The sequence below is a fragment of the Streptomyces hebeiensis genome, assembly GCF_052983195.1.
This window is the reverse complement of the sequence record NZ_CM129812.1, coordinates 5,011,937-5,037,708: the sequence shown is the minus strand read 5'-3', so window position 1 is coordinate 5,037,708 and position 25,772 is coordinate 5,011,937. Positions and strand designations below refer to the sequence as shown.

The following is a 25,772-nucleotide window of genomic DNA, read 5'->3' as shown; positions in this document are numbered from 1 at the left end:
GTGGCGCACGCCACACCTGTGTGAAAACCTCGCGCCTGACCCGGGCATCTTGCCGGTGTGGGACCACTCAGGAGAACACCGGCGGAGCTCGACGAGGCGCGCCTCGTCCGGCTGATCGCCAAGGGCGACCGCGGCGCGTTCGAGGAGCTGTACCGGCGCACCGCGCCCTGGCTCGCCGTACGGCTGCGTCGGCGCTGCGCCGACGAGCAGATCGTGGCCGAGGTCATGCAGGAGACCTATCTGGCGGTGTGGCGCGCGGCGAGCGCGTTCGCGGGGTCCGCGGTGGGCGGTACGGCCGTCGGCTGGCTGTGGACGATCGCGGCGCGGCGGCTCGTCGACGCCTTCCGCCGACGCGCGCACCAGGCACAACTGCCCGGCGCCATCGCGGCGTCATCCCCGGCCGGCACCGTGGCGCCCGCCGCCGAGGACGAGGTGCTCGCGGCCGGGATCGAGGGCGAGGTCGGTGACGCGCTGCGGCGGCTGGCGCCGGAACTGCGCGACGTGCTGCGGTCCATGGTGCTCGACGGACTGTCGGTACGGGAGACGTCCGTCCTGCTCGGCGTACCGGAGGGCACTGTCAAGACCCGCGCGCGGCGGGCACGGAGGGTGATGCGGGAGATGCTGTCATGAGCGCAGAGGACTGCACAGAAGATCCGAAGGGACAGGCAGCGTCTGCGGGAGACCGGCAACCTGCCGGAAGCACGCGCGTTCCCGGTCTTCCCGGGCCCACGGCTCCTCCCCGCCCGCACCACGTCTCCGAGTCGCTGATCAGCCGGTACGCACGCGGCGACTCCGACATCCACCCCGACGAACTCTGGGCCGTCGAGGCCCACCTGGAAAGCTGCGCGCTCTGCCGTGCCCGGCTCGGCACCGCCGCCCGCATCACCGCGCCGGCCGTGGACGCGCTGGTCGAGGGCGTCTGGGCGGAACTGGCGGCCCGATTGCCGACGACACCGCCCGCGCGCCGACGCCGCCGCTGGGTGCCGGCTCTCTCTGCGTGGGCGTCGCCGGTGACGCTGCCGTGGCTGGGGATGACGGTCCTGGTCACGCTGTTCGCCGTGGTCCTCGACCGGACGGACGCGTCCGCCGTCCCGCCCGTCCTCCTGGTGGCCCCCGTACTGCCCGTGCTGGGCGTCGCCACCGCCTGGGCCCGTGGCGTCGACCCGGCGTACGAACTCATCGCCGCGACCCCGCGCGCAGGACTGGAACTCGTCCTCCGGCGCACGACCGCGATACTCGCCGTGGTGGGCTCCGCCCTGCTGTTCGCGGGGGCCGTCACCGGCACCACGGTCGGCCAGTGGCTCCTGCCCTGCCTGGCCTTCACCACGGGCACGCTCGCGCTCGGCGGGCTGATCGGGATGACCAGGGCGGCGATCGTGCTGGTCGCGGCCTGGGCGGGCGTGATCGTCGCGCCGACCCTGGCCGTCGGCGGGATACCGGTCGCCCTCCAGGCGGACTCCCTGCCGGTCTGGGGAGCCCTCGTAGCGTTCGGCGCTCTGGTCGTGGTCCGGCGGCGAACCGCGTACAGCCTCCTCGGCACCCACCGCTGAGGAGGCCGAGGAGGCTGTACCCGCGCACGCCGTGCCCCGAGCGCACGACTGGACCCACGCCCACGCGACGTTCCCGGCCCACGTCCAGCCTCCGGCCCGCGCCCCCGCGCACCGCGCACCGCGCACCGCGCACCGCGCACCGCGATAACCATTGGCCGCGTGCGGGAACGCGCCGCTACCATCTGCCCCATGTTCGCGCACTACTACTTCCTGTGATTCCGGGCCTTCCCTTCAGGCCCTGACGGAATCAGCCCTGCCCGGCACCCGGCCCCCGCTGTGACGCGGGCGCCTCGGCATGCCCCGGGCGGCACATCACAGGAAGAAAGTCATGCGCGAACGCGCCCAATTGGCGTTGAAGGACGTTTCCAAGACGTACGGCGACCGGTCGGTCCTCGACCAGGTCGGCCTGACCGTACGGCCCGGCGAGAAGGCCGGTGTCATCGGGGAGAACGGCTCCGGCAAGTCCACCCTGCTCCGGCTGATCGCCGGGGCCGAGCGGCCGGACACCGGCGAGATCACCGTCGTCTTCCCCGGGGGCGTCGGCCACCTCGCCCAGACCCTCGACCTCGACCCCGCCCTGACGGTCCAGGACGCCGTCGACTCCGCCCTCGCCGACCTGCGCGAGCTGGAGCGGCGGATCGCGGCGGCCGAGGCGGCACTCGGTGACGCCGACGAGGCGGAACTCGCCGCGTACGGGGACCTGCTGACGGCGTACGAGGAACGCGGCGGGTACGAGGCGGACGCCCGGGTCGACGCCGCGCTCGACGCCCTCGGCCTCGCCCGCACCGGCCGCGACCGCCCGCTCGGCACGCTCTCGGGCGGCGAGCGGTCCCGGCTGGCGCTCGGCTGCGTGCTGGCCGCCGCGCCGGAACTGCTGCTGCTGGACGAGCCGACCAACCACCTCGACCTGCGGGCCACCACCTGGCTGGAGGACCAGCTCAGGGCGCACCGGGGCACGGTGGTCGCGGTCACCCACGACCGGGTGTTCCTGGAGCGGATCGCGACGACGATCCTGGAGGTCGACCGGGACACCCGAACGGTCACCCGGTACGGCGACGGCTGGCAGGGCTACCGTACGGCGAAGGCCGCCGCCCGCCGCCGTTGGGAACAGGACCACCTGGAGTACCTGGCCGAACTGGCCCGTACCGAGGAGCTTCTCGCCGCGGCCGGACAGCGGCTCACGGCCACCGGAAAGGACCCCGGGCAAGGCTTCGGCAAGCACCGCCGCTCGCACGAGGCGAAGCTGTCGGGGCAGGTCAGGGCGGCCAGGCAGCGGCTGTGGCGGCTACGCGCCACGCCGGTGCCGCCACCTCCGGAACCTCTCCGGTTCACGGCGCCGTTCACATCCGACGGCGACGGAAGCGGTGCGGGCGGAAGCGGTGCGGGCGGAAGCGGTACGGGCGGCAACAGCGGGGACGGCAAGGGTGGCAGCCCGGTCGCCGAACTGACCGACATCGTGGTCGGCGACCGGCTGCGGCTGTCCGCCCTGCGCCTGGCCGCCGGCGAACGGCTCCTGGTGACCGGTCCCAACGGCGCCGGCAAGAGCACGCTGCTCCGCGTCCTGGCCGGTGACCTGCGGCCCGACGCCGGTACGGTGCGCCGCACCGCCCGGGTCGGTTACCTGCCGCAGGAACTGCCCGCCGTGCCCTCTCCGCTCCCCCTGCTGCACGCCTTCGCGGCCGGACGCCCCGGCGTGACGGAGGAACACGGTGGACGCGGGGAACGCGGGGAACACGCGGGCTACGAGCAGTACGCCGACGAACTGCTGGCACTCGGACTGTTCCGCCCCGACGACCTGCCCGTGCCGGTGGCCGCGCTCTCGGCGGGCCAGCGCCGCAGGCTCGCTCTCGCCCGCCTGGTGACCCGCCCGGCCGGTCTGCTGGTCCTGGACGAGCCGACGAACCACGTGGCGCTGTCCCTGGTGGAGGAGTTGGAGGAGGCGCTGCGGAGGTACGAGGGGACGGTCGTGGTGGTCTCCCACGACCGCCGTTTCCGGGACGGCTTCGCGGGGACACGGCTGGAGTTGCGGGAGGGGAGGGCGCTGCCTCCGGAGTGAGCCCCGGCTGTGCCGGACTCCGAACCGGCGCGCGGCGGCACCACATAGTGTGGGCGCGGTGGGGATCTTCCAGAGGGTGCGAAAAGGGGCGCTGGTCCGTACGGACAGCACGGAGCGTACGGGGAGCGGCGCGGGGCTCGTGACGGATCGTACGGCGGACGGTCGCGAGCCGGCCGTCCGCCGGGCCTGGCGACGGCTGCCCCGCCTCCCCCGTGTCCCCCGCGTCCCCCTCCTCGTCACTGCGCTCTCCGTACCGGCCTACGTCCTGTGGGCCACCGTGCTCGCCACCGGCGGGGGCGATCTGGCCGCGCAGTTCGCGTGGGCGTCTTTCGCGGACCGGCACCCGGGCTCGGCGTACAACCTTGCCTGGTACGGCGGCACGCACACCGTCAACTACAGCGTCCTCGCGCCCCCGCTGATGGCGTTTCTGGGCGTGCGCGCCGTGTCGGTCGCGGCCGGGCTCGCCGGGACCTGGGTGCTGGCGCTGCTGTTCGTACGGGCGGGGGTGCGGCACCCGGTGTGGCCCGCGCTGCTCGGCGCGGCGGCCCTGTGGTGCAACGTCGCGTCGGGGCGGACGACGTTCGCGCTGGGCACGGCCCTCGGGCTGGTCGCGCTGGGCCGGATACGGCGCCCCGTACAGGCGTGGCCGGCCGCCGCGCTGACCGCCCTGGCCAGTCCGGTGGCGGGGCTGTTCCTGGTCGTGGCGGGCGCGGCGTACCTGCTGGAGCGGCGGTGGGCGAGGGGTGCCGCGCTGATCGTGCCGCCGTTCGCCGTGGTCGCCGCGGTGACCGTGCTCTTCCCCTTCCACGGCGAACAGCCGATGGCGCCCGGCAAGCTCACGATGCCGCTCCTCGTCTGCGCGGCGGTGTGTCTCGCGGTGCCGCGCGGCTGGCGTACGGTGCGCTACGGCGCGGCCGTGTACGCGGTCGGGGTGGTCCTGACGTTCCTGGTCAGCTCGCCGATCGGGACGAACGTGGAGCGGCTGGTGGGGCTCGCGGGCCCGCCGGTGCTGCTCGCGGCGCTGCCGGCCCGTGTGCCGGGCCCTGCCGGAGAGGCGGTGACCGGGCCGGGCGGGCGCCGGTCCCCCGCCGGGCGGGCCGCGTACGACGGCGCGCCCCGGTTCCGTACCGCGCGGGCCGCTCTGCCGGGGCTGGTGCTGGCGGTCGCCGTCTGCGTCAATACGGGCTGGCTGGTCGACAAGACCGAGGACGACCTCGCCGTGTCCAACACCGTGCCCTCGTGGGCCGCGCGCACCGACGGTCTGCTGGCCGCCCTGGAGCGGTTCGGCGCCGACCGGACCCGGGTGGAGGCCGTCCCGGCCCGCAACCACCGCGAGGCCGACGTCCTCGCCCCGCACATCACCATGGCGCGCGGCTGGAACCGGCAGCTCGACGTCGAACGCGGCCGGCTGTTCTACGACGGCACGCTGACGCCGGCCACGTACCGGGCCTGGCTGGACCGCTTCGCGGTGGGACTGGTCGTCCTGCACCACGGGCGGCCGGACGGGCCGGCCGAGGCGGAGGCCGCGCTGGTACGGAGCGAACCGGAGTGGCTGGAGCGGCTCTGGCAGGACGAGGACTGGACGGTCTACCGCGTCCGCGACGCGGTCCCGCTGGTGTCGGCGCCCGGCACCGTCGTCAGGACCGGCGCGGCGGACCTGGTCGTGCGGATGCCGGCCGCCGGGTCGGTGACGGTACGCGTGGCGTACTCCCCCTGGCTCACGGCCCCGGGCGCGTGCGTGGGCCGCGCGGCGGACGGCTGGACCCGGCTGACGGTCCGGACAGCGGGCGAGTACCGCCTGGGCTCGGGGTACGCCGACCGCCTCCGTCACGGCTTCGGAGGCGGCGCGGGCTGCGGCTGACCGGCCCTGGGGCCGTGCCCGCCGTCCCCGTGCCCGTGCCCGTCGTCCCCGTGCCCGTCCCGGCGCCCGGGGCAAGCGCCCCGCTGTCCCGGTACGCGACGGGAACGCGGACCGCATGGATACGGCGGCGGCACCGTGGGGTGCCGCCGCCGTCGAGGTGTCAGGGAGGGGAGGGAAGGCTACGAGGCCGGATCAGGCGGCCGAACCGGCCTGCCAGTCGGCCCAGTTCAGGTTCCAGCCGTTGAGGCCGTTGTCGGGCTTGATGGTCTTGTCGTCGGAGTTCTTGACGATGACGACGTCACCGACCATCGAGTTGTTGAAGAACCACGCGCCGGGGGTGTTGGGGTCGTTCGCGCCCTTCGTGTCCGACAGACCCACACAGCCGTGGCTGGTGTTGACGTTGCCGAAAATGGACTTGGCACCCCAGTAGTTGCCGTGGATGAACGTGCCCGACGTGGACAGCCGCATCGCGTGCGGGACGTCCTTGATGTCGTACTCGCCCTTGCCGTCGTCGTCCGTGAAGCCGACCGTGGCACCGTTCATCCGGGTCTCCTTGAACTTCTCGGAGATCACCATCTGACCGTTGTAGGTCGTGTTGTCGGGCGAACCGGCGGAGATCGGGATGGTCTTGATCGTCTTGCCGTCCCGGGTGACGGTCATGGTCTTGCTCTTGGCGTCGACCGTGCTGACCTGGTTGCGGCCGATCTTGAACGTGACCGTCTTCTGCTGGACGCCGGTGACGCCCGGGGCGCCCTCGACCCCGTCCAGGTTCAGCTTGAGGGTGACCGTGGAGCCGCCCTTCCAGTACTCCTCCGGGCGGAAGTCGAGGCGCTGCTGGCTGAACCAGTGGCCCACGACCTCCTGGCCGCTGCTCGACGTGACCTCGATCCCGTCCTGCACGGCCTTCTTGTCGGTGATCGCCTTGTCGAAGTTGATCGAGACCGGCATGCCGACACCGACCGTGGAGCCGTCCTCGGGGGTGAAGTTCCCGATGAAGCTGTTGTCGGGCGAGACGGTGGTGAAGGAGGAGTTCTCGTGGGCCTCACGGCCCTTGGCGTCCTTGGCCGTTGCGACGATCTTGTAGCCGGTGGAGCGTTCGAGCTGGCCGTCCGGCTTCCAGCTCTTCGAGTCGCCGGACAGGGTGCCCTTGACGTCGGTGCCGTCCGCGGTGGTCATGGTCACGTTCGTCAGCGTGCCCTTGCTGACCGTGACCTTGGCGTCGTTGTTGATGCCCGCGTTCGTCGCACCGTTCTTGGGCGAGATGGCTATCTGGGCCTCGGACGTCTCCTTGGCGGCCGCTTCGTCCACCTGGGCCTGCGACGAGGAGTTCTTCGAGCCGTCGGCGTTCTTGTCGCCGCCCTCGTCGCTGCAGGCCGAAAGGACCAGAACGCCGCCGAGCAGTGCGGACGCGGCCATCAGACCTTTGCGCCGCTTGCTGTCCGTCATCACACGCTTCTCCATCATCGCCGCTTACCCTGCCGATAATCGTTAAGAACGCCTGTTCCGGTTCGTCCGGTTCCACTCCGGCGGGAGGTGTGGTGGACACCACTCGCCGACGGGAATGCGCCAGGCTCGGCCCGCCTGCCGCGGCCGTCCGGGCCTACCAGAGTGTCACGTCCGCGCACCACCCCCGAACAGCCGTCGCCACCATGGACATCTTCACGCCAGGACATATCACCCCATACACCTCTATCTCCCCTGCCTTCCGCGACGGGGACCGGAAGGTTCCGGAGCACCGCGACTTTCCCCTGACCCGCCGCTTTCACTAGCATCGGCGCTCGGCCCAATTCAGCGCCGTCACAAGGGCCGTCACAAGCCCGTCACAAGGGGGGATCGATCACGTGTCCGTCGCACGCCGACCGCTGCTGACGGCCACCGCGGCCGGAACCCTGCTCTGCGCCCTGTGGTTCGTTCCGTCCGCGAACGCCACCGGCGAGACAGGCGCGACGGGCGGAGCCGGGGCGGCCGGCGCGGAGGTCACCGGTGACGACGCGGCAGGCACCGGCGGGGAGTCGGGCGACGCCCCGCCGCCGGTGCTCGCGGACACGGGGGCCGTGGACACCACGCCATACCTGTTCGGCGGGACCGCCTTCCTGCTCGTCGGCGCGGGGTTCGTGACGTACTCCGTCCGCCGGGGAGCCCGGAACCCGCTCTGACAGCCTTCGTCGTCCGGCGACTTCGGCCCGCGTGACGCCCCTGGCACCTTTTAGGGTCTTTTTGACGTCTCTTGCCTGCGCCTTGACGTCCGTCGACACCGATGTGGCGTCCATCGACACGATCGACGCCAGGTCCGTCCGGCCGGCCTGTCCTCTCCGCCTTCCCGTCGCATCCGCCTTCACGTCATCCGCCGCCCCGTCGCACCCGTCGTCCTTACGCCAGCGGCCCGGTCACCGGCTCCACCGCCGCGACGAGGGCTCCCTCCCGTACGAACGCGTCCGCCGCCGCCAGGTCGGGGGCGAGGAAGCGGTCCGGCCCCGGCCCCTGGACGCCGGCGGCGCGCAGCGCGGCGATGGCGGCGCGGGACGCGGGCGCGGGCGTCAGGCCGTGGCGCAGCTCGATCGCGCGGGTGGCCGCGTAGAGCTCGACGGCGACGATCCGGGTCAGGTTGTCGACCGCGGTACGGAGCTTGCGCGCCGCGGACCAGCCCATCGAGACGTGGTCCTCCTGCATCGCGGAGGACGGGATGGAGTCGACCGAGGCGGGCACCGCGAGCCGCTTCATCTCACTGACCAGGGCGGCCTGGGTGTACTGGGCGATCATCAGGCCCGAGTCCACCCCGGGGTCCTCGGCGAGGAAGGCGGGCAGTCCGTGCGAGCGGTTGCGGTCCAGGAGCCGGTCGGTGCGCCGCTCCGCGATGGAGCCGAGGTCGGCGGCGGCGATGGCCAGGAAGTCCAGGACGTAGCCGACGGGCGCGCCGTGGAAGTTCCCGTTGGACTCGACCCGTCCGTCGGGCAGGACGACCGGGTTGTCGACGGCCGACGCCAGTTCGCGGCCGGCGACCACGGAGGCGTACGCGAGCGTGTCCCGGCCGGCCCCGGCGACCTGCGGGGCGCAGCGCACGGAGTAGGCGTCCTGGACGCGGGGCGCCTCCTCCTGCTGGAAGTGGCCGGTCAGCTCGGATCCGGCGAGCACCCGCAGCATGTTGGCGGCGCTGGCGCCCTGGCCCGGGTGCGGGCGGATGGCGTGCAGTTCCGGGGCCAGCACCCGGTCGGTGCCGAGGAGCGCTTCCAGGGTCAGGGCGGCGGTGATGTCGGCCGAGGTGTACAGGCGGCCCAGGTCGGCGATGGCCAGCACCAGCATGCCGAGCATGCCGTCGGTGCCGTTGAGCAGGGCGAGCCCTTCCTTCTCCCGGAGCCGGACGGGCTCGATGCCGTGCTCGGCGAGGAGTTCGGCGACGGGGCGCACCGTACCGTCCGGCCCTTCCGCGTCGCCCTCGCCCATGAGGGCCAGCGCGCAGTGCGAGAGCGGCGCGAGGTCGCCGGAGCAGCCGAGGGAGCCGAACTCGTGGACGACCGGGGTGATCCCCGCGTTGAGCAGTCCGGCCATGGCCCGTGCCACCTCGGGGCGTACGCCGGTATGTCCCGAGGCCAGGGTCTTCAGCCGCAGGAACATCAGCGCGCGGACGACCTCGGTCTCGACGCGCGGGCCCATGCCGGCGGCGTGCGACCGGACGATGTTGCGCTGGAGGCGCGCGCGCAGGTCCTGACCGATGTGCCGGGTGGCGAGGGCGCCGAACCCGGTGGAGACCCCGTACACCGGCTCGGGTTTGGCGGCGAGCGCGTCCACGACCTCGCGCGCGGCGGCGAGCGCGTCGAGGGCTTCCCCGGAGAGTTCCACGCGGGCCCGGCGCCGGGCCACGGCGACGACGTCCTCGGCGGTGACCCCGGACGTCCCCACCACGACTGTGTGCATATCCATATTCAGGAGCCTACGGATTGAATCCGGGGGTGTCACTACGGCTGCGCCGGGCCCCCCGGAACGGCTGTGGCGGCCCCCGGAACGCCGGGCGCGAGGCGTCGGGAAGGCCGGTGGCGCGCGCGATTACCGGGTGTCCGACCCAGCCCGTACTCTGCTGAGGCTACGACGCTACGACGCGCGGTGGACCGGATCGGCGCGCGAGGACCGGGAGGACGCACACCCCATGGAAGACCTGGATCCCGCGGACCCGTCCGTTGTGGGCGGTTACCCGCTGCTCGCCCGGCTCGGCGGCGGCGGGATGGGGCAGGTGTACCTGTCGCGCACGGCCTCGGGCCGGCCGCTGGCGGTGAAGACGATCCGCGCCGAACTCGGTGACGAGCCGGGGTTCGAGGAGCGGTTCGTCCGGGAGATACGCAACAGCGACCGGGTGCGGTCGCCCTGGACCGCGACGGTCGTGGACTACAGCCCGGCCGGCGCGCGCCCGCAGTGGCTGGCGACCGAGTACGTGCCCGCGCCGTCGCTGGGCGAGTGGCTCGAGGGGTACGGACCGCTGCCGGAGCCGGCCGTGCTGTCGCTGGCCGCCGAACTGACCGGCGCGCTGCGGGCGGTGCACGGCGCGGCCATGGTCCACCGGGACGTCAAGCCCAGCAATGTGCTGCTGGCGCGCGAGCGGCCCCGGCTGATCGACTTCGGTGTCGCGCGCGCCGCCGACGATCCCCGGCACACGCGGACGGGCGGCGTGATCGGCTCGCCCGGCTATCTCGCGCCGGAGCAGGCCGTCGGAACGGACGTGGGGGCGCCCGCCGACGTGTTCTCGCTGGCGGCCGTGGTGGCCTGCGCGGCCACCGGGCGCGGCCCCTTCTCCCCCACGGGCACGGGCGGCTCGGCCGCGCCCGCGCTGCTCTACCGGATCGTGCACGAGGAGCCCGACCTCGCGGGCGTACCGGAGAAGCTCCTGCCGATCCTGCGGGACTGCCTGGCCAAGGACCCGGCCGCCCGGCCCACGGCCGACCAGCTCGGCGAGCGCCTGGAGGGGGTGGGCGCCGTGCCCGGCCGGTGGTCCGAGGTGTGTCCCCCGGCGCTGGAGGGGGAGGCGGAGGCGCGGGAAGAGCCGGTGCGCGCGCTCGTGGAGACGTCGACGCGGGCCGGGGTCGTGGAGACCCCGACCCGGGTCGACGTGGTGGAGACCCCGACGCGGGTCGAGCCGGCGGACCTGGCCGCGACGGTGGCCGCGACGATGGTCGCGACGCCCCCGGCGCGGACGGCGGGCGGGATGCCGGCCGCGGCGGTACCGGTCGGTGCGGCACCGGTCGGTGCGGTACCGGGTGAGGTGCCGGCGGGTACGGAGCCGGCCCGGCGCAGACGATGGATATGGCCTGTGTCAACGCTGGCCGTTGTCATGGCGATCATGGCGACGACAGCCGTTCTGCTCGTCGCCAGGGACCGCTCGGACGACCGCGCGGACGACCGGCCGAAGAAGCCCCGGACCTCGTCCTCGTCCGCGGCGAAGGCCCCGGCCGAGGTGGACGGCCCGGCCGGCGAGGACGAGCGGACCGACCCGTCCGACGCCCCCGCGCCGCCCGGCGCGGGGGCTCCCCAGGACCCGGCCGGCCCCCCGGAGGTCCTGGTCGTCCAGGCGCCGCGTGAACTGACCGCGGGCACGTTCCTCGAGTCCGCCCGGGCGAAGCTGATCATGCAGGTGGACGGCAACCTGGTAATCCACGACGAGAACGGCACCGTCCGCTGGGCCTCGATGGCCATGGGCGAGGGCAACCGCGCCCTCTTCCAGCCGGACGGCAACCTGGTCGTCTACAACGCCGAGAACAGCCCGGTCTGGGCCTCGAACACGGCGGACAACGACGGCGCGAACCTGATCCTCCAGGCGAACGGCGACGTGGTGGTCGGCCGGGAGAACGAACCGCCGCTGTGGGCGGCGGGTACGGGGCACTGACCACCGGCGCGCACCGGCCGCCGGCGGGCGGCCGCCTCCCGCTGCTCCCCGCGCCGTCCCCGACCCCCGCCGGTCTAGGCCGCCCCCGGGGGAGACCGGCTCCCCGGAGGCCCCGGCCCCGCCCCCGTAAAGCTTCGTCACCGCCCTCCCCGAAGCCGCGTATCTCCGTATCCCGGCGCCGGAGCACGGCCGCCGCCTACGCTGGCAGGTGGGGACGCGAGACGTGAGCCAGGGCACATCTGCCGTATCGTTGAGGCGGTCCACGACAGATCGGCAGGGCAGTGCGCAGGGAACGGGCAGGAGGCGGCTGGTGACCGTCGACGATTCGAATTCCGGAGAGGACACCCCGCCGCCGTCGGACTCCGCCGGATATCCGACCCCGCACCACGACGTCGACCACACGGCCGAGCCGACGGACGATCCCCTCGCCATCCGGCTCGAACAGCTGATCCTGGGCGCGGAACGGCGCTACACCCCCTTCCAGGCCGCCCGGACCGCCGGGGTCTCGATGGATCTCGCCTCCCGGTTCTGGCGGGCCATGGGCTTCGCGGACATCGGGCAGGCCAGCGCGCTGACCGAGGCCGACGTCCTGGCGCTGCGGCGGCTGGCGGGTCTGGTGGAGGCGGGACTGCTCAGCGAGCCGATGGCCATCCAGGTCGCCCGGTCGACGGGGCAGACGACCGCCCGGCTGGCGGAGTGGCAGATCGACTCGTTCCTGGAGGGGCTCACCGAGCCCCCCGAGCCGGGCATGACCCGCACCGAGGTCACCTACCCCCTCATCGAACTGCTGCTGCCGGAACTGGAGGAGTTCCTCGTCTACGTCTGGCGGCGCCAGCTCGCCGCCGCGACCGGCCGGGTGGTCCAGGCGGCCGACGACGAGGAGATGGTGGACCGGCGGCTGGCGGTCGGGTTCGCGGATCTCGTCGGGTTCACGCGGCTGACCCGCAGGCTGGAGGAAGAGGAGCTCGGCGAGCTGGTCGAGGCGTTCGAGACGACCTCCGCCGACCTGGTCGCCGCGCACGGCGGCCGGCTGGTCAAGACGCTGGGCGACGAGGTGCTGTACGCGGTGGACGACGCGGGCACGGCCGCCGAGATCGCGCTGCGGCTGATCGAGACGCTCAAGCACGACGCGACGATGCCGGCGCTGCGCGTGGGCATCGCCTTCGGGACGGTCACCACCCGGATGGGCGATGTCTTCGGCACGACGGTGAACCTGGCGAGCCGGCTCACCTCGATAGCGCCGAAGGACACGGTCCTGGTCGACGGCGCGTTCGCGGAGGAACTGATCCGCACGGGCGACGCGCCCGCCTCCGAGACGGAGGCGGCGGAGGCGGCGGCGAAGGCCGAGAAGGAGGGCGAGACCGCGCCGGAGTACCGCTTCGGGCTCCGCCCGATGTGGCAGCGGCCGGTGCGCGGGCTCGGCGTGGTCGAGCCATGGCTCCTGGGCCGGCGCGAGTCCTAGCCAGTACCTCTCCCGGCGAGGTTCGCCCCGTCGCGGCACCAGGCCGCGTCGTTCGGATCACCGCGCGTCGCACCGGCTGTGTCACCTCGCCGCACAGTCGGCGGAAGCAACCCTTCCTGGGCGTGCGGCGGTCTTACCGGGCGTCGTGCTCAGAGGATCGGCCTCTGTCGACTCGTACCGGTAAACCGACGGGAAGGGCTCACTCCATGGCGCTGGATCCCAACTTCTGCCTGGATGTTCCGGAGGGTTTCGACGACTCGGACGCTGAGACCGGGGTGCATCCCATCGCCAGGAAGCTGTTCCTCGCCACAACCGCCGCGGAAGTCTTCAAGAAGGCCCATGAGTGGGTGCGGGAACAAAAAATCCGCCTGGTGGACGTGTCGTGGGACTTCTTCCACGACGAGGACGAGCCCTACTGTCTGAGCATCTATTTCACGTTCGAGCTGGATCCCGAAGCCGCTTGACCACGACTGTGCGGTTTCGTTCGGATCAACAATCTGGTGATCCGGACGAACCCGGCCGGCGGCCCTCCCGGCACTTTGCCCCTCCCGGCAACGTTTGCCCCGTCGCGACGCCCGGCACGCGCGCTCGCCGCGTTGGCCACAAGCCCAGGTAGCTCCGCTACATGGACTTCCGGCCGCCTTGCGATCACACGCACCGGACGCCGCTCCTTGACGGGCAAACCCTGCCGGTCGCGGCACTAGGCTCTCCTCCCGGCACAACACGTGAACCGTCGTTGACGCAACCGGGAGACGCCGTGACTGGGACCGAGCAGGGGCACGAGGACGGGCAGAAGACCGGGCACGAGGCCGGGGCCGGCCCGGAGCCCGGGGCCGAGCAGCGGTTCGGGGAGTTCGTCGCCGTGCGGCGGCACGGGCGCGGGCACGTCGCGGAACTGGTCCTGGACCGGCCCGGGGCCATGAACGCCGTCTCGACCGAGATGGCCCGGTGTCTCGCCGCCGCGTGCGACGCGCTGGCCGCCGACCGGACCGTCCGGGTCACGGTCCTGACCTCGACGCACGCGCGCGCCTTCTGCGTCGGCGCGGACCTCAAGGAGCGCAACGCGCTGACGGACGCCGAACTGGTACGGCAGCGGCCGACCGCCCGCGCCGCGTACACCGGCGTCCTGGAACTTCCCATGCCGACCGTCGCCGCCGTGCACGGCTTCGCCCTGGGCGGCGGCTTCGAGCTGGCGCTGGCCTGCGACCTGATCGTCGCGGACGGGACGGCGGTCGTCGGGCTGCCCGAGGTGTCGGTCGGGGTGATCCCCGGAGGCGGCGGTACGCAGTTGCTGCCCCGGCGGGTCGGCGCGGCGCGGGCCGCGGAGCTGGTGTTCACGGCCCGGCGGGTGGCGGCGGCGGAAGCGGCCGGGCTGGGGCTGGTCGACCGGCTGGTGGACGAGGGGGCAGACCGGGACGAGGCCCTCGCCCTGGCGGACCGTATCGCCGCGAACTCCCCCGTCGGCCTGCGCGCCGCCAAACGCGCCCTGCGGCTCGGGCACGGGCTCGACCTGCGGGCGGGCCTGGAGGTGGAGGACGCCGCGTGGCGGTCGGTGGCGTTCTCCGGGGACCGGGCGGAGGGCGTGGCGGCGTTCAACGAGAAGCGCACGCCGGAGTGGCCCGGCGCCTGAACCGGGGCCCGGGCGCCCGGGCCGCGTCGGGCCACCGTCAGTCGGTGCCGCTTGTGGCATCGTCGGGTGCGACCCGGACGAGGACCTTGCCGCGGCTGTCGCCCCGGAAGATGCGGGCGAGCGCCTCCGGCGCGTGCTCCAGCCCGTCCAGGACGACCCGCTCGTGCCGCAGTCGGCCGTCGCCGAGCCGGACGGCCAGTTCCCCGGTGATCTCGTCGAAGCGGTCGACATGGTCGGCGACCTGGAAACCGCGCGCGGTGGCACGCTGCTCGACCAGCTCCACCAGGTTCCGGATGCCGTGGCGCTGGGCGGGGTCGGCGCTGTAGTCGGCGATCATGCCGCACATCGCGAGCCGCGCTCCGGTGTTGATCCTGCTGAGCACATGGTCCAGTATCTCCCCGCCGGCGTTCTCGATGTCCGCGTCGACGCCGTCGGGGGTGGCCTCGTCGAGCCGGTCGCGCCAGTGCGGTTCGCGTCGGTCGACGCAGGCGTCGAAGCCCAGTTCCTCGACGACGTAACGGCACTTGTCCGGCCCTCCGGCCAGCCCGACCACCCGTGCGCCGCGTTCCTTCGCGAGCTGACCGGCGATCGACCCCACCGCGCCGGCGGCCGCGGAGACCACGACCGTCCGGCCCGGCCGCGGGTCGGCGATCTCCACCGCGAGCCAGGCGGTGATGCCGGTCGGGCCCAGTACACCCAGCAGGTCCTCGAGCGATGCCCGCATCGCTCGCCGGGGAAGCGATGCGCCGAGGGGAGTCCAGATAGCTCCGTAGCAGTTGCGTCTCAGGCACCGGGCCGCGCGCCGGCTCACCCCCGCCCATCCAGCACCCCGCGTCCTCGAGGAGACGGCGTCGCACCATGACACTGCGCGCGACGACGGGCTCGCGTGCCGTCACCCGCGCCGGACGGCGGCTCTCCCAGAACAGGGCATCGCCCGGGCGCGGCAGCCAGTCGTGACCGTCCTGGCGGAAGACCGCGCTTCCCGCGCCCATCACGGAGACGATCAGGTAGTCGTCTCCCGTCTCCGCGATCTGACGGGCGCCGCGTACCCCACTGAACGGGCCGGACTCCCAGTCCACCAGGGCGATGTCATCGATCCAACGACGCCGGACCACCGCTGGACCCCGGTCCGGGTCCGACGGCGGGGACGGCGGTGACGGCGACGGAAAGCGCAGCGACCACGGCAGATCGGTCACGGCACTCAGGAGATGCTCCCAATCGGCGGCCTCGGACGGTCGTACGAAACCGTCGCCCCATGGCCGGGTATCTGTTTCCTTGGGCATCGACGCAGCTTGGGCAACGAGCAGGTATCGAGATATCGTGGTGTGTCGGAGTGTCTGGCGAGGGAGGCGACTCATGGCCGTGACGGCGGGATCGAGGTCGGGGGCGGATCTGATCGAGGTGTTCAAGGCCCTCGGCAACCCTGCCCGTTTGCAGATCATGCAGTGGCTGAAGGATCCCGACACGCACTTCCGCGAGTACGAGCCGATCGCGGACCGCCAGTCGGTCGGTGTGTGTGTCACCCATATCCAGGCGAAGTCGGGGCTCGCACAGTCGACCGTCTCCAGCTACATGAGCACGCTGGAGCGGGCGGGACTCGTGCGTCCCACCCGGGTGGGCAAGTGGACTCACTTCCGGCGCGACGAAGAGCGGCTGGAGCAGGTGGCACGGGCGATCGGCACCACCATCTGATTGACGCATCGCAATATGTCGATATGATTTCCTCATGTCGACCTCTGAGGCTGCCCCCACCGCCCTGTTCGTTCACGCCCACCCCGAGCCCCACTCGTTCAGCACCGCCCAGATGGCCACCGCGGCTCAGGCCCTGCGCGACGCCGGCTACCGCGTCGACGTCCTCGACCTCTATGCCGATGCCTGGGCCCCGGCACTCTCCCGTGAGGAATTCGCGCCGGCGGACGGCCCGTTCAAGCCGCAGGCCGAGCAGATGCGCGCGGTCGAGGACGGGACGCTCGACGCGACCGTCAAGGCCCATCTCGATCGGTTGCTCGCCGCTGACCTGCTCGTGCTGTCGTTCCCGATGTGGTGGTTCTCGCTGCCCGCCATCCTCAAGGGATGGGTGGACCGGGTCTTCGTGATGGGCGGGGTCTTCGGCGGGGACTTCGGACTCTTCGGCGACGCGGCGCTCGCCGGTAAGCGAGCGATGCTGCTGCTCACGACCGGCGGGCCCAGTGAGTCGTTCCGGCCCGGCGGCGCCTTCGGGCCGATGGACGACTTCCTGTTTCACATCCACCGCGGCATGCTCGAGTTCGTCGGCTACCAGGTCCTCGACCCCGTGGTCACCTATGGGCCGGCCCGCATGACCGGCCAGGAAAGGGCAGCGGCGCTGGAGGCGGTCCGACAGTCGGTCGCTCTCATCGCGGCGGATTCGAAGCTCAGCGTGCGCTGAGTGGCGCCGTGCGCCCGAAGGGCGGGCTCGGCGGCGTCCGGCGCGTGCGATCGCAAGGCGGAGGATCGGCGTCGCCGACGGGCCGGGACGTACTCGGGCGACTCCGACAACGCGGCAGGGGACCCCTCTCAGCGGTAGCTGAGGGACGCGTGCCACGCCTCGCCGAGCGGGCGGGACTTCTCGAACACGGCCTAGGCTGGGGTGATGGCAGTGGATCGGCGACTGCGCGCCGTGGTGGCCCTGTCGCAGGCGATGGCGTCGGCCGTCACACCCCAGGACGCCTGGCGGGCGGCTGCGCGCGGCGCGTGCGAGGCGCTCGGCGGGAGCTTCGCGGCGCTGTCGCTGTGGGAGCGGGACCTGGGCCGGCTCAGGGTGCTGGTCAATGTGGGGGCCCTGGCGGAGGGCGAGGAGGAGTTCCCGGACGACGAGACGTACCCGGTCCACCGGTTCCCGGAGATCACGGACGCGGCGCCGGGCGCGTGGGTGGAGACGGCGGAGCCGGGACCGGAGCGGACCGGGCCGGAAGCGGAGGACACCGGAACGGAAGCGGAGGGTACGGAGCCGGGCCCGCCCGGGCCCGAGCAGGTGGAGACGGGCGAGAGCCTGCCGCTTCCTGGGCAGGTGGAGACGGGCGAGAGCCTGCCGCTTCCTGGGCAGGCGGAAACGGGCGGGGGCCTGCCGCTGCCGGACCCGGCGGCCGGCCGTACCGGAGGCGGAAACGGCGGGCCCGCCCCCGGCCGTGCCACCGGCCGTGCCGCGCCGCTCGCCGCCGCTGCGGGGCCCGCCACCGACCCCCACGGGCGCGGGGAGCGCGCCGCCGCGCTGTGGCGGCGCGGCCGGGGCAGCTGCGTCGTCGCGCCGGTCGTCTGCCACGGCCGGGCGTGGGGCGAGCTGTACGTGGCCCGGCCGCGGGGCGCCGCCGTCTTCGACGCGGACGACGCGGACTTCGCCACCGTCGTCGCGTCGGCGGTCGCGGCGGGAATCGCCCAGACGGAACGGCTCGAAGAGGTCCGCCGGCTCGCCTTCACCGACCCGCTGACCGGGCTGGCGAACCGGCGCGCGGTGGACCGGCTGCTGGACGAGGCGATCGGCCGGCACCGCACGGAGCACGTCGTGGTCAGCCTGGTCGTCTGCGACCTCAACGGCCTCAAGAGGGTCAACGACACCCAGGGCCACGCGGTGGGCGACCGGCTGCTGGAACGGTTCGCCACGCTGCTGTCCGTATACGGCGCCCGCCTGCCGGGGGCGCTGGCGGGGCGGCTGGGCGGGGACGAGTTCTGCCTCGTGACCGTGGGGCCGGGACCGGACGAGGTGATCGCCGCGGTCACGGAGCTGTGCGCGCGGGCGGACGAGCTGGAGACGGGCGAGGGCGTCGCGTGCGGAATGGCGTCGACGGGCGACCCGATCGGCGAGGTCCGCTCGGCCCGCCGTCTGTTCCGCTTGGCGGACGCGGCGCAGTACCGGGCGAAGGCGGCTCGGATGCGGGGCGCGGTGGTGGTCGCGGGCCGCGACGACGAGGTGCTGCGCCTGGCGGAGACGCCGCCGCGCCGGGGCGCGGACCGCCGCCGCTTCCGGGACGCGTGACGGCCCGGCCGAACGTCACGCCGTCACCCCTCACGCCTGTCCGCCTGTCACGCCCGCCTCTCACGTCTGTCCGCCTGTCACGCCCGCCGCGCGACCGGACCGCCGCCCCCGAACGGCCCGCCCTGGACCCCCCGTACGTGCACCACGTCCCCCGCCCCCACCGGATGCCGGGCGCCGTCCGCCGTCCGTACCACCAGGCGGCCGTCGCCGTCGACCGCCGCCGCCTCCCCCACCAGTTCGCGGTCCCCCGGCAGTTGGGCCCGTACGGTACGGCCCAGCGTCGCGCAGCCCGCCACGTACGCCTCCTGCAGGCGCGACGCGGCCGGGTCGCCGGCGGCCTCGCGCCAGCGTTCGTACCAGCTCTCCAGCGACCGCAGGACGGACCGCAGCAGGGTGTCGCGGTCCAGGGACACCGCGTTGGCCAGGGCCAGCGAACCGGCCGTGGCGACGGGCAGTTCCGAGGCGTGCAGGGAGACGTTCAGGCCGATGCCCATGATCACGGCGTCCTCGCCCGCGCGTTCGGCGAGGATGCCGCCCGCCTTGCGTTCCTCGCCCGCCACGGTCACCAGGAGGTCGTTCGGCCACTTCAGGGACATGTCCACGCCCGCGCCCCGCGCCAGCCCGGTCGCGGCGGCGACCCCGGCGAGCAGGGGCAGCCAGCCGTACCGCTCGACGGGCACGGCCGGGCCCGGCCGGAGCAGGACGGAGAAGAACAGGCCCGAGCGCGCGGGCGCCGACCAGCGGCGGTCCAGCCGGCCCCGGCCCGCCGTCTGTTCCTCGGCGACCAGCACCGCGCCCTCGGCCGGGGCCGGCTCCCCGCGCACGGCGGCCCGCGTGACGCGCTCGGCGAGGTCCGAGTTGGTGGAGCCCGTCGCGTCGACCACGTCGAGCGAGGTCCACAGTCCGCCCGGCCTGATCAGCCCACGGCGCAGCGAGCGCGTGTTCAGCGGGGGGCGCTCCAGGTCCGACCAGCGGCCGGCGGGGGTACTCGGCGGGGTTTCCCCCGGGGTGTTCGGCTCCGTCATACGAGCCACCCTAGATGTGGCAAACACCGCACCGCCGATCCCGCATCGGCGGCTATACGCTACGGATCAGTAGCAACCACCGGCTCAGCCATCAGCTCCACCGTCATCAGCAGCGACCAGCACCGTTCATCAGCGACGGATCAGCAGAACGGCCCAGCAGGAACCGACCCCGACCCCGCAGGGAGCCGCACCCCGATGTCCCAGCAGGAAGCCAGCACCAGCAGCCACACCACCGCGGGCAAGATCGCGGACCTACAGCGCCGCATCGAGGAAGCCACCCACGCCGGATCCGCGCGCGCCGTGGAGAAACAGCATGCCAAGGGCAAGCTGACGGCCCGCGAGCGGATCGGGCTGCTGCTGGACGAGGGGTCGTTCGTCGAACTGGACGAGTTCGCCCGGCACCGCTCCACCAGCTTCGGCATCGAGAAGAACCGCCCGTACGGGGACGGCGTCATCACCGGTTACGGCACGGTCGACGGCCGCCCGGTCTGCGTGTACTCGCAGGACTTCACGATCTTCGGCGGCTCGCTCGGCGAGGTATACGGCGAGAAGATCGTCAAGGTCATGGACTTCGCGCTGAAGACCGGCTGCCCGGTCATCGGCATCAACGACGGCGGCGGCGCCCGCATCCAGGAGGGCGTGGCCGCGCTGGGTCTCTTCGCGGAGATCTTCCGTCGCAACGTGCACGCGTCCGGGGTCGTCCCGCAGATCAGCCTGATCGTGGGCCCGTGCGCGGGAGGCGCCGTCTACTCCCCCGCGATCACCGACTTCACGGTGATGGTGGACCGGACCTCGCACATGTTCATCACGGGGCCCGACGTCATCAAGACGGTGACGGGTGAGGACGTCGGCTTCGAGGAGCTGGGCGGAGCCCGTACGCACAACACGACCTCCGGCGTGGCCCACCACATGGCGGGCGACGAGAAGGACGCCATCGAGTACGTCAAGTCCCTGCTCTCCTACCTCCCTTCCAACAACCTCTCCGAGCCGCCCGCCTTCCCCGAGGAGGCCGAGCCGGCGGTGACGGACGAGGACCGCGAGCTGGACACGCTGATCCCGGATTCCGCGAACCAGCCCTACGACATGCACACCGCCGTCGAACACGTCCTGGACGACGGGGAGTTCCTCGAGACCCAGGCGCTGTTCGCGCCGAACATCATCACCGGCTTCGGCCGCGTCGAGGGTTACCCGGTGGGGATCGTCGCCAACCAGCCGCTGCAGTTCGCGGGCTGCCTCGACATCAACGCCTCGGAGAAGGCCGCGCGGTTCGTCCGTACCTGCGACGCGTTCAACGTCCCCGTCCTGACGTTCGTGGACGTGCCGGGCTTCCTGCCCGGCGTCGACCAGGAGTACGGCGGGATCATCCGGCGCGGCGCCAAGCTGATCTACGCGTACGCGGAGGCCACCGTCCCGCTGATCACGGTCATCACCCGCAAGGCGTTCGGCGGCGCGTACGACGTCATGGGCTCCAAGCACCTGGGCGCCGACCTCAACGTGGCGTGGCCCACCGCGCAGATCGCGGTCATGGGCGCGCAGGGCGCGGTGAACATCCTGCACCGCCGGACGATCGCCGCCGCCGGTGACGAGGCCGCGCGGGAGGAGACCCGCGCCCGGCTGATCGAGGAGTACGAGGACGCCCTGCTCAACCCGTACGTGGCGGCGGAACGCGGATACGTGGACGCGGTGATCATGCCGTCGGACACCCGGGCGCACATCGTGAAGGGGCTGCGCCAGCTGCGGACCAAGCGCGAGAGCCTGCCCCCGAAGAAGCACGGCAACATCCCGCTGTGAACCCGCGCCGAGCCCAGGAGCTGCTGATGATCAAGGTCGTACGCGGCAACCCGACCCGCGAGGAACTGGCCGCCGCGCTGGCGGTGGTCCGGGCCCGAGCCGCCGCGGCGGCCGAGGCGCCGCCGCCGGGCCCGGCGGGCGGGCGCCCCGCCGCCGCCTGGTCGGCACCGGACAGGATCGCCCGCCGCCCCCTGCCCCGCCCGGGGCCACGGGCCTGGGCCCGCACGTACTGGCCCGGTTAGCGGACGGGGCGCGGGGCGCTGACAGGAGCGGGCGCGAGGAAGGCGCCGTCCATGGGGGCGACGGCGCCTTCTGTTCCGTGGGGGCGTACCGGGCCTACGGGTTCACCGTGTACGGGGGCCGCCGTCCTGCCGGGCCCCCGTGACCGCCGGCCTCACGGGGCGGCTCAGCGCATGCGTACCTGGCCGCCGTCGTATCCGCCTCCCGCGCCGGCTCCGGCGCCCGCTCCCGCTCCCGCTCCCATGGACTCCATGACGTCCTCCATCGGCGTCGGGTCGAGGTAGAACCACTCCGCCGTCGGGCCGGGCTCGTGCGCCGGGCCGCCCGCCGGGGTGGGCGGGGCCGCCGGAGGCGTGGGGGCGTTCGGCAGGTTCGGGCGGAGCAGTTCCACCCGTACCTCGCCCGTACCGCGCTGCTGCGCCACGAACTCGTCCACCTGGCTGCGGCAGGCGTGGTCCCAGTGCGTCACCCCGGTCAGGTCCAGCCGGATCCTGGGCATCCCCGCCGACGCGACCTCCTCCAGGGCGTCGATCAGCTTCGGCAGCCGCAGGAAGGTCACGTTCCCGGTCATGACCAGCTTCGCGGTGTCGCCCTCGACGGTGGTGCGCACCGACGTCTGCGACATCCGCAGCGCGGCCAGGACGATGCCCGCCGCGAGGCCCACCAGGACGCCCTCCAGCAGCGCGGTCGCGACGATCACGACCGTGGTCACGGTCATGACCGCGAACTCGCCCCGGTCCTGCTTCCACATCTTCGGGAACTCGGCGGGCGCGAACAGCTTCCAGCCGCTGTGCACCAGCACCCCCGCCAGCACGCAGATGGGGATCAGCGCGAGCACGTTCGGCAGGAGCAGCGCGAAGGCGAGCAGCCACAGACCGTGCAGCGTGCGGGAGATCTTCGTCCTGGCACCCGCCGCGACGTTGGCCGAGCTACGGGCCACCACGGCCGTGATCGGCAGCGCGCCGAGGAGGCCGGCCACGGTGTTGCCCGCGCCCTGGGCGATCAGCTCGGTGTTGTAGCGGGTGCGTTCGCCGCTGTGCATCCGGTCCACGGCGGCGGCCGTGAACAGGCTCTCCGCCGAGGCGATGATCGTGAAGGTGACCACGGTGGTCAGGACGGCGCCGTTGGCGAGGGCCGCGAACTGCGTGGGGCCGGGGAGTTGCACGGACGCCAGCAGGTTGCCGACCTGGAGCGTGTTGATCCGGACCCCGGGCAGGGCGGCGACGACCATGCCGCCGGCCACCGCGACCAGCGCGGCCGGCATCTTGTTGAGCGGCGCCGGCACCTTCTTCCACATGAAGCTCAGGACGACCGTGGAGATGCCGAGGGCCGCCGCGATGGTCTTCTGCGGATCGGACAGCGTGTCCGCGATCAGCCCGGGAACGCCGAGCATGTTCTCGTAGGCCACGCCGATGGCCTTCGCGTCCATCATCGGATACGCCTGGCTGAACATCAGGGGCAGTCCGATACCGGCCAGCATGCCCTGCACCACGGCGATCGACGTCGCCTGGAACATCCGGCCGAGCCGGATCAGGCCGAGCCCGATCTGGAGCACACCGGCCGCCAGCACGATCACACCGAGCATGGCCAGCCCGTGCTGCGCGATCGCCTCCGCGACCAGCGCCGCGAGACCGGCTGCCGGGCCGCTGACCTGGAGGGTGCTGCCACGCGCCGCGCCGACCACCAGCCCGCCGATGACCCCGGAGATGATGCCGAGTTCGGCGGGGGCGCCGGAGGCCACGGCCACACCGATGCACAGGGGGAGCGCCACGAGGAAGACGACGAAGGACGCGACGATCTCGTTGGTGATGTTGACGCCCTGGGTGTTGCCCAGCAGCCCCTCGACGAACGTACCGCCAGGGAACTTCCCGCCCGGCCCGCCGCCCGCGGGTCCGGTGCCCGCGGCTCCGCCGCCGGGCTCCGCACCGGTCCGCCCGCCCCGCCGCGCCCCGCCGGCCGCCCGGCGCGGCGCCCGGTCCTGGCGCGGCGGCTCGGACGGGGGCTTCCCGTAGGAGGACCCGGCCTCCCGGCCCTCCGCGAAGGAGGAGGCACCGTGCGAGCCGAACGCGTCGAACCCGTCGAAGGCGGCGACGGATGCCTCGAAGGAGGAGTCGTACGGTTCGAAGGGGTCGGGCGGCAGCGAGCCGCCGCCCGGCGCGGGGGCGCCGCGGGCCCCCGGCCGGCCGGGGCCGCGCGGTGGCGGCCACCGCCCGCCGCGCCCGGGTGGCCCTCGCCGACGTAGCCCTGGCTGACGTAGCCGGGCCGGGAGCCGCCTCCGTGGGCGGGAACCGGCCCGTGCGAGGGGGCCGGCCCATGGGAGGGGGCCGGCCCGTGCGGTTCCGCCGCGCCGTACGGCTCCCCGTACGCCCCGTACGCCCCGTCGGCACCGTAGGACGAACCGCCCGCGTACGGTGAACCGCCCGCGTACGCCTCGTCCGCGTAGGCCTCGTCCGCGTACGGGCCGCCGTACGACTCCCCGTACGCGTCGCCGCCGCTGTACGCCCGTTCACCGCCCCGGCCGTTGCCGTACGCCCGGCCCGGGCCGCGATCACCACCGCCGCCGCCACCGTTGGAGCCGCCGGCGCCGCCCCCGCCTCCGGGTCCCTGTCCGGGGTAGCCGGCCGGGCCCCAGTCCCGTTCGGTGCTCATGACGCGTGCACCAGGAAGTGCTCGCCGCTCGGGTCCAGCTCCCAGACCCGGCCCGTGTGCACCTCGTAGTACCAGCCGTGCAGCCGGAGCCTGCCCTCGTCCAGCCGCCGCCGTACCGCCGGGTACTCCCGCAGTGCCGCGAGCTGCGCCCGCACATTGAGCTGCGTCAGTTCGGTGACCAGTTCCTTCCACCCCTCGGACGAGGTCGCGGCCGGTCCGGTCGGCTCGCGTTCCAGTACGGAGGCCAGCCGGGGCCGCGCCACGTCCAGCCAGGCGCCGACCCCGGGCAGGGCGGAGAGGTCCTGGTGGCTGGCCAGCGCGCCCATGGCGCCGCAGTGCGAGTGACCGCAGACGACGATGTCCTGAACGTTCAGCACCTCCACCGCGTACTCAACGGTGGCGCCCTCACCGCACGCCTGGTCCGGCCGGTGCGGGGGGCACGATGTTGCCCGCATTGCGTATCTCGAATACCTCGCCGGGCCGCGCACCCGTGATCAGAGCAGGAATGACACGGGAATCCGAGCATGCCACGAAAAGGGCTTCCGGGAATTGACCGTCGGCCAGTTTTCGGTACGTATCGCTTTCGAAATCCACCCGGCGACGGAACGAGCGGGCGCGTTCGAGAAGAGCCTGCATGTGATGCCTCCCAGCGGCCTGTTGGGGCTTGGACCTGCCTCAACACCGTAGAGAGTGTCATGCAAGACGAAGGTTAGAAGGACACTAGCGCGACGCCATTATTTGACCAGGAACTGTGACCTGCCTCCCAGTCGAGCAAAAGCCGTGTGGATCGAATTCGATTCTTGTACGGTGTTCGCCCGGCGCGTCATATCCAGGAACATGCGTCGTCCGAATTCACGGAGAGACGGAACTTAATGACACTGAGGACCTTGCTCATCGAGGACGACGAGACGATCGCCGAGCCGCTGGTCGAGGGGCTGGGCCGCTACGGGCTGACGGTGCGCCACGTGTCCACCGGCGCCGCCGGGCTGAGCGGCCCGTACGGGGACATCGTCCTGCTCGACCTGGGGCTGCCGGACATGGACGGGATCGACGTCTGCCGGGGCATCCGCCAGGTCTCGGACGTGCCGATCATCATGCTCACGGCGCGGGGCACGGAGGCGGACCGGGTGCTGGGTCTGGAACTGGGCGCGGACGACTATCTCGCGAAGCCGTTCAGCGTAAGGGAGTTGATCGCCCGCATCCGGGCCGTGACCCGGCGCACGGCGGCCTGGGCGAACACGGGGCAGGCGCAGCTCCAGGGACAGACGCCGCCGCTCCAGGGCCAGGGCCAGGGCCGGCAGCAGGCCGTAGGCACTCCTCCGCACGGCACTCCGGCCGGCACTCCGGCCGGCGGAACGCCTCCCCAGGGCACCCCGGCCGTGGGCTCCGGGGCCTTCGGGGGCACGCAGGCCGCCATCGGTGTCGAGGTCACGGGAACCTTCCCGTACTCGGCCCCCTTCCCGCCCGTCGCGTCCTCGCCGTACGCGACCACCGGCCCGGAGCGGCCGCCGGCCGCTCCGGCCTGGGGCGACCCCGGCCAGGGAGTCGGCCAGGGGTACGGCCCGGGCTACGGACACGACTTCGGCCCGGGCTACGGGCCGCCCGGACCGGGGGCGGGGCCTGGCTTCGGGCCGGCCCCCGTGACGGA

19 protein-coding genes and 2 pseudogenes are annotated in these 25,772 nt (G+C 73.1%); 15 read left to right on the top strand and 6 right to left on the bottom strand.

The window, feature by feature from the left end:
* Window positions 1-57 precede the first annotated feature (57 nt).
* From ACU6P3_RS21705 to ACU6P3_RS21690, 4 genes are all read left to right on the top strand, one after another.
* Window positions 58-630: an RNA polymerase sigma factor gene (locus tag ACU6P3_RS21705; protein ID WP_447193725.1), complete on the top strand. Its 573-nt coding sequence runs from the start codon at window positions 58-60 to the stop codon at window positions 628-630.
* A complete protein-coding gene (locus ACU6P3_RS21700) occupies window positions 627-1,550 on the top strand; it encodes a zf-HC2 domain-containing protein (RefSeq protein WP_447193724.1) in 924 nt (307 codons plus the stop codon). Before ACU6P3_RS21705 ends, ACU6P3_RS21700 begins: the two co-directional genes overlap by 4 nt.
* 328 nt (window positions 1,551-1,878) lie before the next feature.
* Window positions 1,879-3,606 (top strand): ABC-F family ATP-binding cassette domain-containing protein, encoded by a 1,728-nt coding sequence (locus ACU6P3_RS21695; protein WP_447193723.1) that lies wholly within the window; start codon window positions 1,879-1,881, stop codon window positions 3,604-3,606.
* Between the two features lie 196 nt (window positions 3,607-3,802).
* On the top strand, window positions 3,803-5,467 hold the full coding sequence (locus ACU6P3_RS21690; protein ID WP_447198011.1) for a DUF8823 domain-containing protein: 1,665 nt from the start codon (window positions 3,803-3,805) through the stop codon (window positions 5,465-5,467).
* Window positions 5,468-5,659: 192 nt separating this feature from the next.
* On the opposite strand, the gene ACU6P3_RS21685 is transcribed toward ACU6P3_RS21690, so the two are convergent.
* A complete protein-coding gene (locus ACU6P3_RS21685) occupies window positions 5,660-6,928 on the bottom strand; it encodes a L,D-transpeptidase (RefSeq protein WP_447198010.1) in 1,269 nt (422 codons plus the stop codon).
* Between the two features lie 380 nt (window positions 6,929-7,308).
* Here ACU6P3_RS21685 and ACU6P3_RS21680 point away from each other — a divergent pair, with 380 nt between their 5' ends.
* The gene (locus ACU6P3_RS21680; protein ID WP_447193722.1) at window positions 7,309-7,623 is read left to right on the top strand and encodes a hypothetical protein; all 315 of its coding nucleotides are present in this window, start codon (window positions 7,309-7,311) and stop codon (window positions 7,621-7,623) included.
* A gap of 214 nt (window positions 7,624-7,837) precedes the next feature.
* Here ACU6P3_RS21680 and hutH read toward each other — a convergent pair whose 3' ends face one another.
* Entirely contained in the window at window positions 7,838-9,379 is a 1,542-nt protein-coding gene (gene hutH / locus ACU6P3_RS21675) for a histidine ammonia-lyase (RefSeq protein ID WP_447198009.1), read from the bottom strand.
* Between the two features lie 229 nt (window positions 9,380-9,608).
* Here hutH and ACU6P3_RS21670 point away from each other — a divergent pair, with 229 nt between their 5' ends.
* The 4 genes from ACU6P3_RS21670 to ACU6P3_RS21655 all read left to right on the top strand — a co-directional run bounded on the left by ACU6P3_RS21670 (window position 9,609) and on the right by ACU6P3_RS21655 (window position 14,428).
* On the top strand, window positions 9,609-11,336 hold the full coding sequence (locus ACU6P3_RS21670; protein WP_447193721.1) for a protein kinase domain-containing protein: 1,728 nt from the start codon (window positions 9,609-9,611) through the stop codon (window positions 11,334-11,336).
* 310 nt (window positions 11,337-11,646) lie between these two features.
* Window positions 11,647-12,798 (top strand): adenylate/guanylate cyclase domain-containing protein, encoded by a 1,152-nt coding sequence (locus ACU6P3_RS21665; RefSeq protein ID WP_344284594.1) that lies wholly within the window; start codon window positions 11,647-11,649, stop codon window positions 12,796-12,798.
* A 206-nt stretch (window positions 12,799-13,004) separates the two neighbouring features.
* Window positions 13,005-13,262, top strand: coding sequence for a hypothetical protein (locus ACU6P3_RS21660; RefSeq protein ID WP_447193720.1), 258 nt, complete (start codon window positions 13,005-13,007; stop codon window positions 13,260-13,262).
* Window positions 13,263-13,660: 398 nt separating this feature from the next.
* On the top strand, window positions 13,661-14,428 hold the full coding sequence (locus ACU6P3_RS21655; RefSeq protein ID WP_447198008.1) for an enoyl-CoA hydratase/isomerase family protein: 768 nt from the start codon (window positions 13,661-13,663) through the stop codon (window positions 14,426-14,428).
* Between the two features lie 37 nt (window positions 14,429-14,465).
* Here ACU6P3_RS21655 and ACU6P3_RS21650 read toward each other — a convergent pair whose 3' ends face one another.
* Window positions 14,466-15,152 (bottom strand): zinc-binding dehydrogenase, encoded by a 687-nt coding sequence (locus ACU6P3_RS21650; protein ID WP_447193719.1) that lies wholly within the window; start codon window positions 15,150-15,152, stop codon window positions 14,466-14,468.
* A gap of 632 nt (window positions 15,153-15,784) precedes the next feature.
* On the opposite strand from ACU6P3_RS21650, the gene ACU6P3_RS21645 reads away from it, so the two are divergent.
* The 3 genes from ACU6P3_RS21645 (at window position 15,785) to ACU6P3_RS21635 (ending at window position 18,419) form a co-directional block, all read left to right on the top strand.
* Window positions 15,785-16,120 (top strand): ArsR/SmtB family transcription factor, encoded by a 336-nt coding sequence (locus tag ACU6P3_RS21645; RefSeq protein WP_447193718.1) that lies wholly within the window; start codon window positions 15,785-15,787, stop codon window positions 16,118-16,120.
* A gap of 34 nt (window positions 16,121-16,154) precedes the next feature.
* Entirely contained in the window at window positions 16,155-16,835 is a 681-nt protein-coding gene (locus ACU6P3_RS21640) for an NAD(P)H-dependent oxidoreductase (RefSeq protein ID WP_447193717.1), read from the top strand.
* A 204-nt stretch (window positions 16,836-17,039) separates the two neighbouring features.
* Window positions 17,040-18,419 carry a GGDEF domain-containing protein gene (locus ACU6P3_RS21635; RefSeq protein ID WP_447193716.1) on the top strand — a complete coding sequence of 460 codons (1,380 nt, stop codon included), beginning with the start codon at window positions 17,040-17,042 and terminating at the stop codon, window positions 18,417-18,419.
* A gap of 77 nt (window positions 18,420-18,496) precedes the next feature.
* On the opposite strand, the gene ACU6P3_RS21630 is transcribed toward ACU6P3_RS21635, so the two are convergent.
* On the bottom strand, window positions 18,497-19,444 hold the full coding sequence (locus tag ACU6P3_RS21630) for a biotin--[acetyl-CoA-carboxylase] ligase (protein ID WP_447193715.1): 948 nt from the start codon (window positions 19,442-19,444) through the stop codon (window positions 18,497-18,499).
* A 195-nt stretch (window positions 19,445-19,639) separates the two neighbouring features.
* Between ACU6P3_RS21630 and ACU6P3_RS21625 the strand changes: the two genes are divergently transcribed.
* Together ACU6P3_RS21625 and ACU6P3_RS21620 are read left to right on the top strand one after the other, a co-directional pair.
* Window positions 19,640-21,235: an acyl-CoA carboxylase subunit beta gene (locus ACU6P3_RS21625; protein WP_447193714.1), complete on the top strand. Its 1,596-nt coding sequence runs from the start codon at window positions 19,640-19,642 to the stop codon at window positions 21,233-21,235.
* A gap of 26 nt (window positions 21,236-21,261) precedes the next feature.
* On the top strand, window positions 21,262-21,477 hold the full coding sequence (locus ACU6P3_RS21620) for an acyl-CoA carboxylase epsilon subunit (RefSeq protein ID WP_447198007.1): 216 nt from the start codon (window positions 21,262-21,264) through the stop codon (window positions 21,475-21,477).
* A 164-nt stretch (window positions 21,478-21,641) separates the two neighbouring features.
* Here the strand turns inward: ACU6P3_RS21620 and ACU6P3_RS21615 are convergent, their stop codons facing one another.
* Both ACU6P3_RS21615 and ACU6P3_RS21610 read right to left on the bottom strand, forming a co-directional pair.
* Window positions 21,642-23,312: a SulP family inorganic anion transporter gene (locus ACU6P3_RS21615; protein ID WP_447198006.1), complete on the bottom strand. Its 1,671-nt coding sequence runs from the start codon at window positions 23,310-23,312 to the stop codon at window positions 21,642-21,644.
* An 808-nt stretch (window positions 23,313-24,120) separates the two neighbouring features.
* Window positions 24,121-24,760: pseudogene (locus ACU6P3_RS21610) on the bottom strand (carbonic anhydrase).
* Between the two features lie 236 nt (window positions 24,761-24,996).
* Here ACU6P3_RS21610 and ACU6P3_RS21605 point away from each other — a divergent pair.
* Window positions 24,997-25,347 (top strand): annotated as a pseudogene (locus tag ACU6P3_RS21605) (response regulator transcription factor); the annotation flags it as partial.
* Window positions 25,348-25,772: the final 425 nt, after the last annotated feature.

What these genes read in the sequence shown, in the direction of transcription:
- hutH (WP_447198009.1), bottom strand. Translation starts at nt 9,379, where the DNA reads ATGCACACAGTCGTGGTGGGGACGTCCGGGGTCACCGCCGAGGACGTC.
- ACU6P3_RS21660 (WP_447193720.1), top strand. Translation starts at nt 13,005, where the DNA reads ATGGCGCTGGATCCCAACTTCTGCCTGGATGTTCCGGAGGGTTTCGAC.
- ACU6P3_RS21700 (WP_447193724.1), top strand. Translation starts at nt 627, where the DNA reads ATGAGCGCAGAGGACTGCACAGAAGATCCGAAGGGACAGGCAGCGTCT.
- ACU6P3_RS21640 (WP_447193717.1), top strand. Translation starts at nt 16,155, where the DNA reads ATGTCGACCTCTGAGGCTGCCCCCACCGCCCTGTTCGTTCACGCCCAC.
- ACU6P3_RS21695 (WP_447193723.1), top strand. Translation starts at nt 1,879, where the DNA reads ATGCGCGAACGCGCCCAATTGGCGTTGAAGGACGTTTCCAAGACGTAC.
- ACU6P3_RS21620 (WP_447198007.1), top strand. Translation starts at nt 21,262, where the DNA reads ATGATCAAGGTCGTACGCGGCAACCCGACCCGCGAGGAACTGGCCGCC.
- ACU6P3_RS21670 (WP_447193721.1), top strand. Translation starts at nt 9,609, where the DNA reads ATGGAAGACCTGGATCCCGCGGACCCGTCCGTTGTGGGCGGTTACCCG.
- ACU6P3_RS21630 (WP_447193715.1), bottom strand. Translation starts at nt 19,444, where the DNA reads ATGACGGAGCCGAACACCCCGGGGGAAACCCCGCCGAGTACCCCCGCC.
- ACU6P3_RS21650 (WP_447193719.1), bottom strand. Translation starts at nt 15,152, where the DNA reads ATGCGGGCATCGCTCGAGGACCTGCTGGGTGTACTGGGCCCGACCGGC.
- ACU6P3_RS21625 (WP_447193714.1), top strand. Translation starts at nt 19,640, where the DNA reads ATGTCCCAGCAGGAAGCCAGCACCAGCAGCCACACCACCGCGGGCAAG.
- ACU6P3_RS21635 (WP_447193716.1), top strand. Translation starts at nt 17,040, where the DNA reads ATGGCAGTGGATCGGCGACTGCGCGCCGTGGTGGCCCTGTCGCAGGCG.
- ACU6P3_RS21645 (WP_447193718.1), top strand. Translation starts at nt 15,785, where the DNA reads ATGGCCGTGACGGCGGGATCGAGGTCGGGGGCGGATCTGATCGAGGTG.
- ACU6P3_RS21685 (WP_447198010.1), bottom strand. Translation starts at nt 6,928, where the DNA reads ATGGAGAAGCGTGTGATGACGGACAGCAAGCGGCGCAAAGGTCTGATG.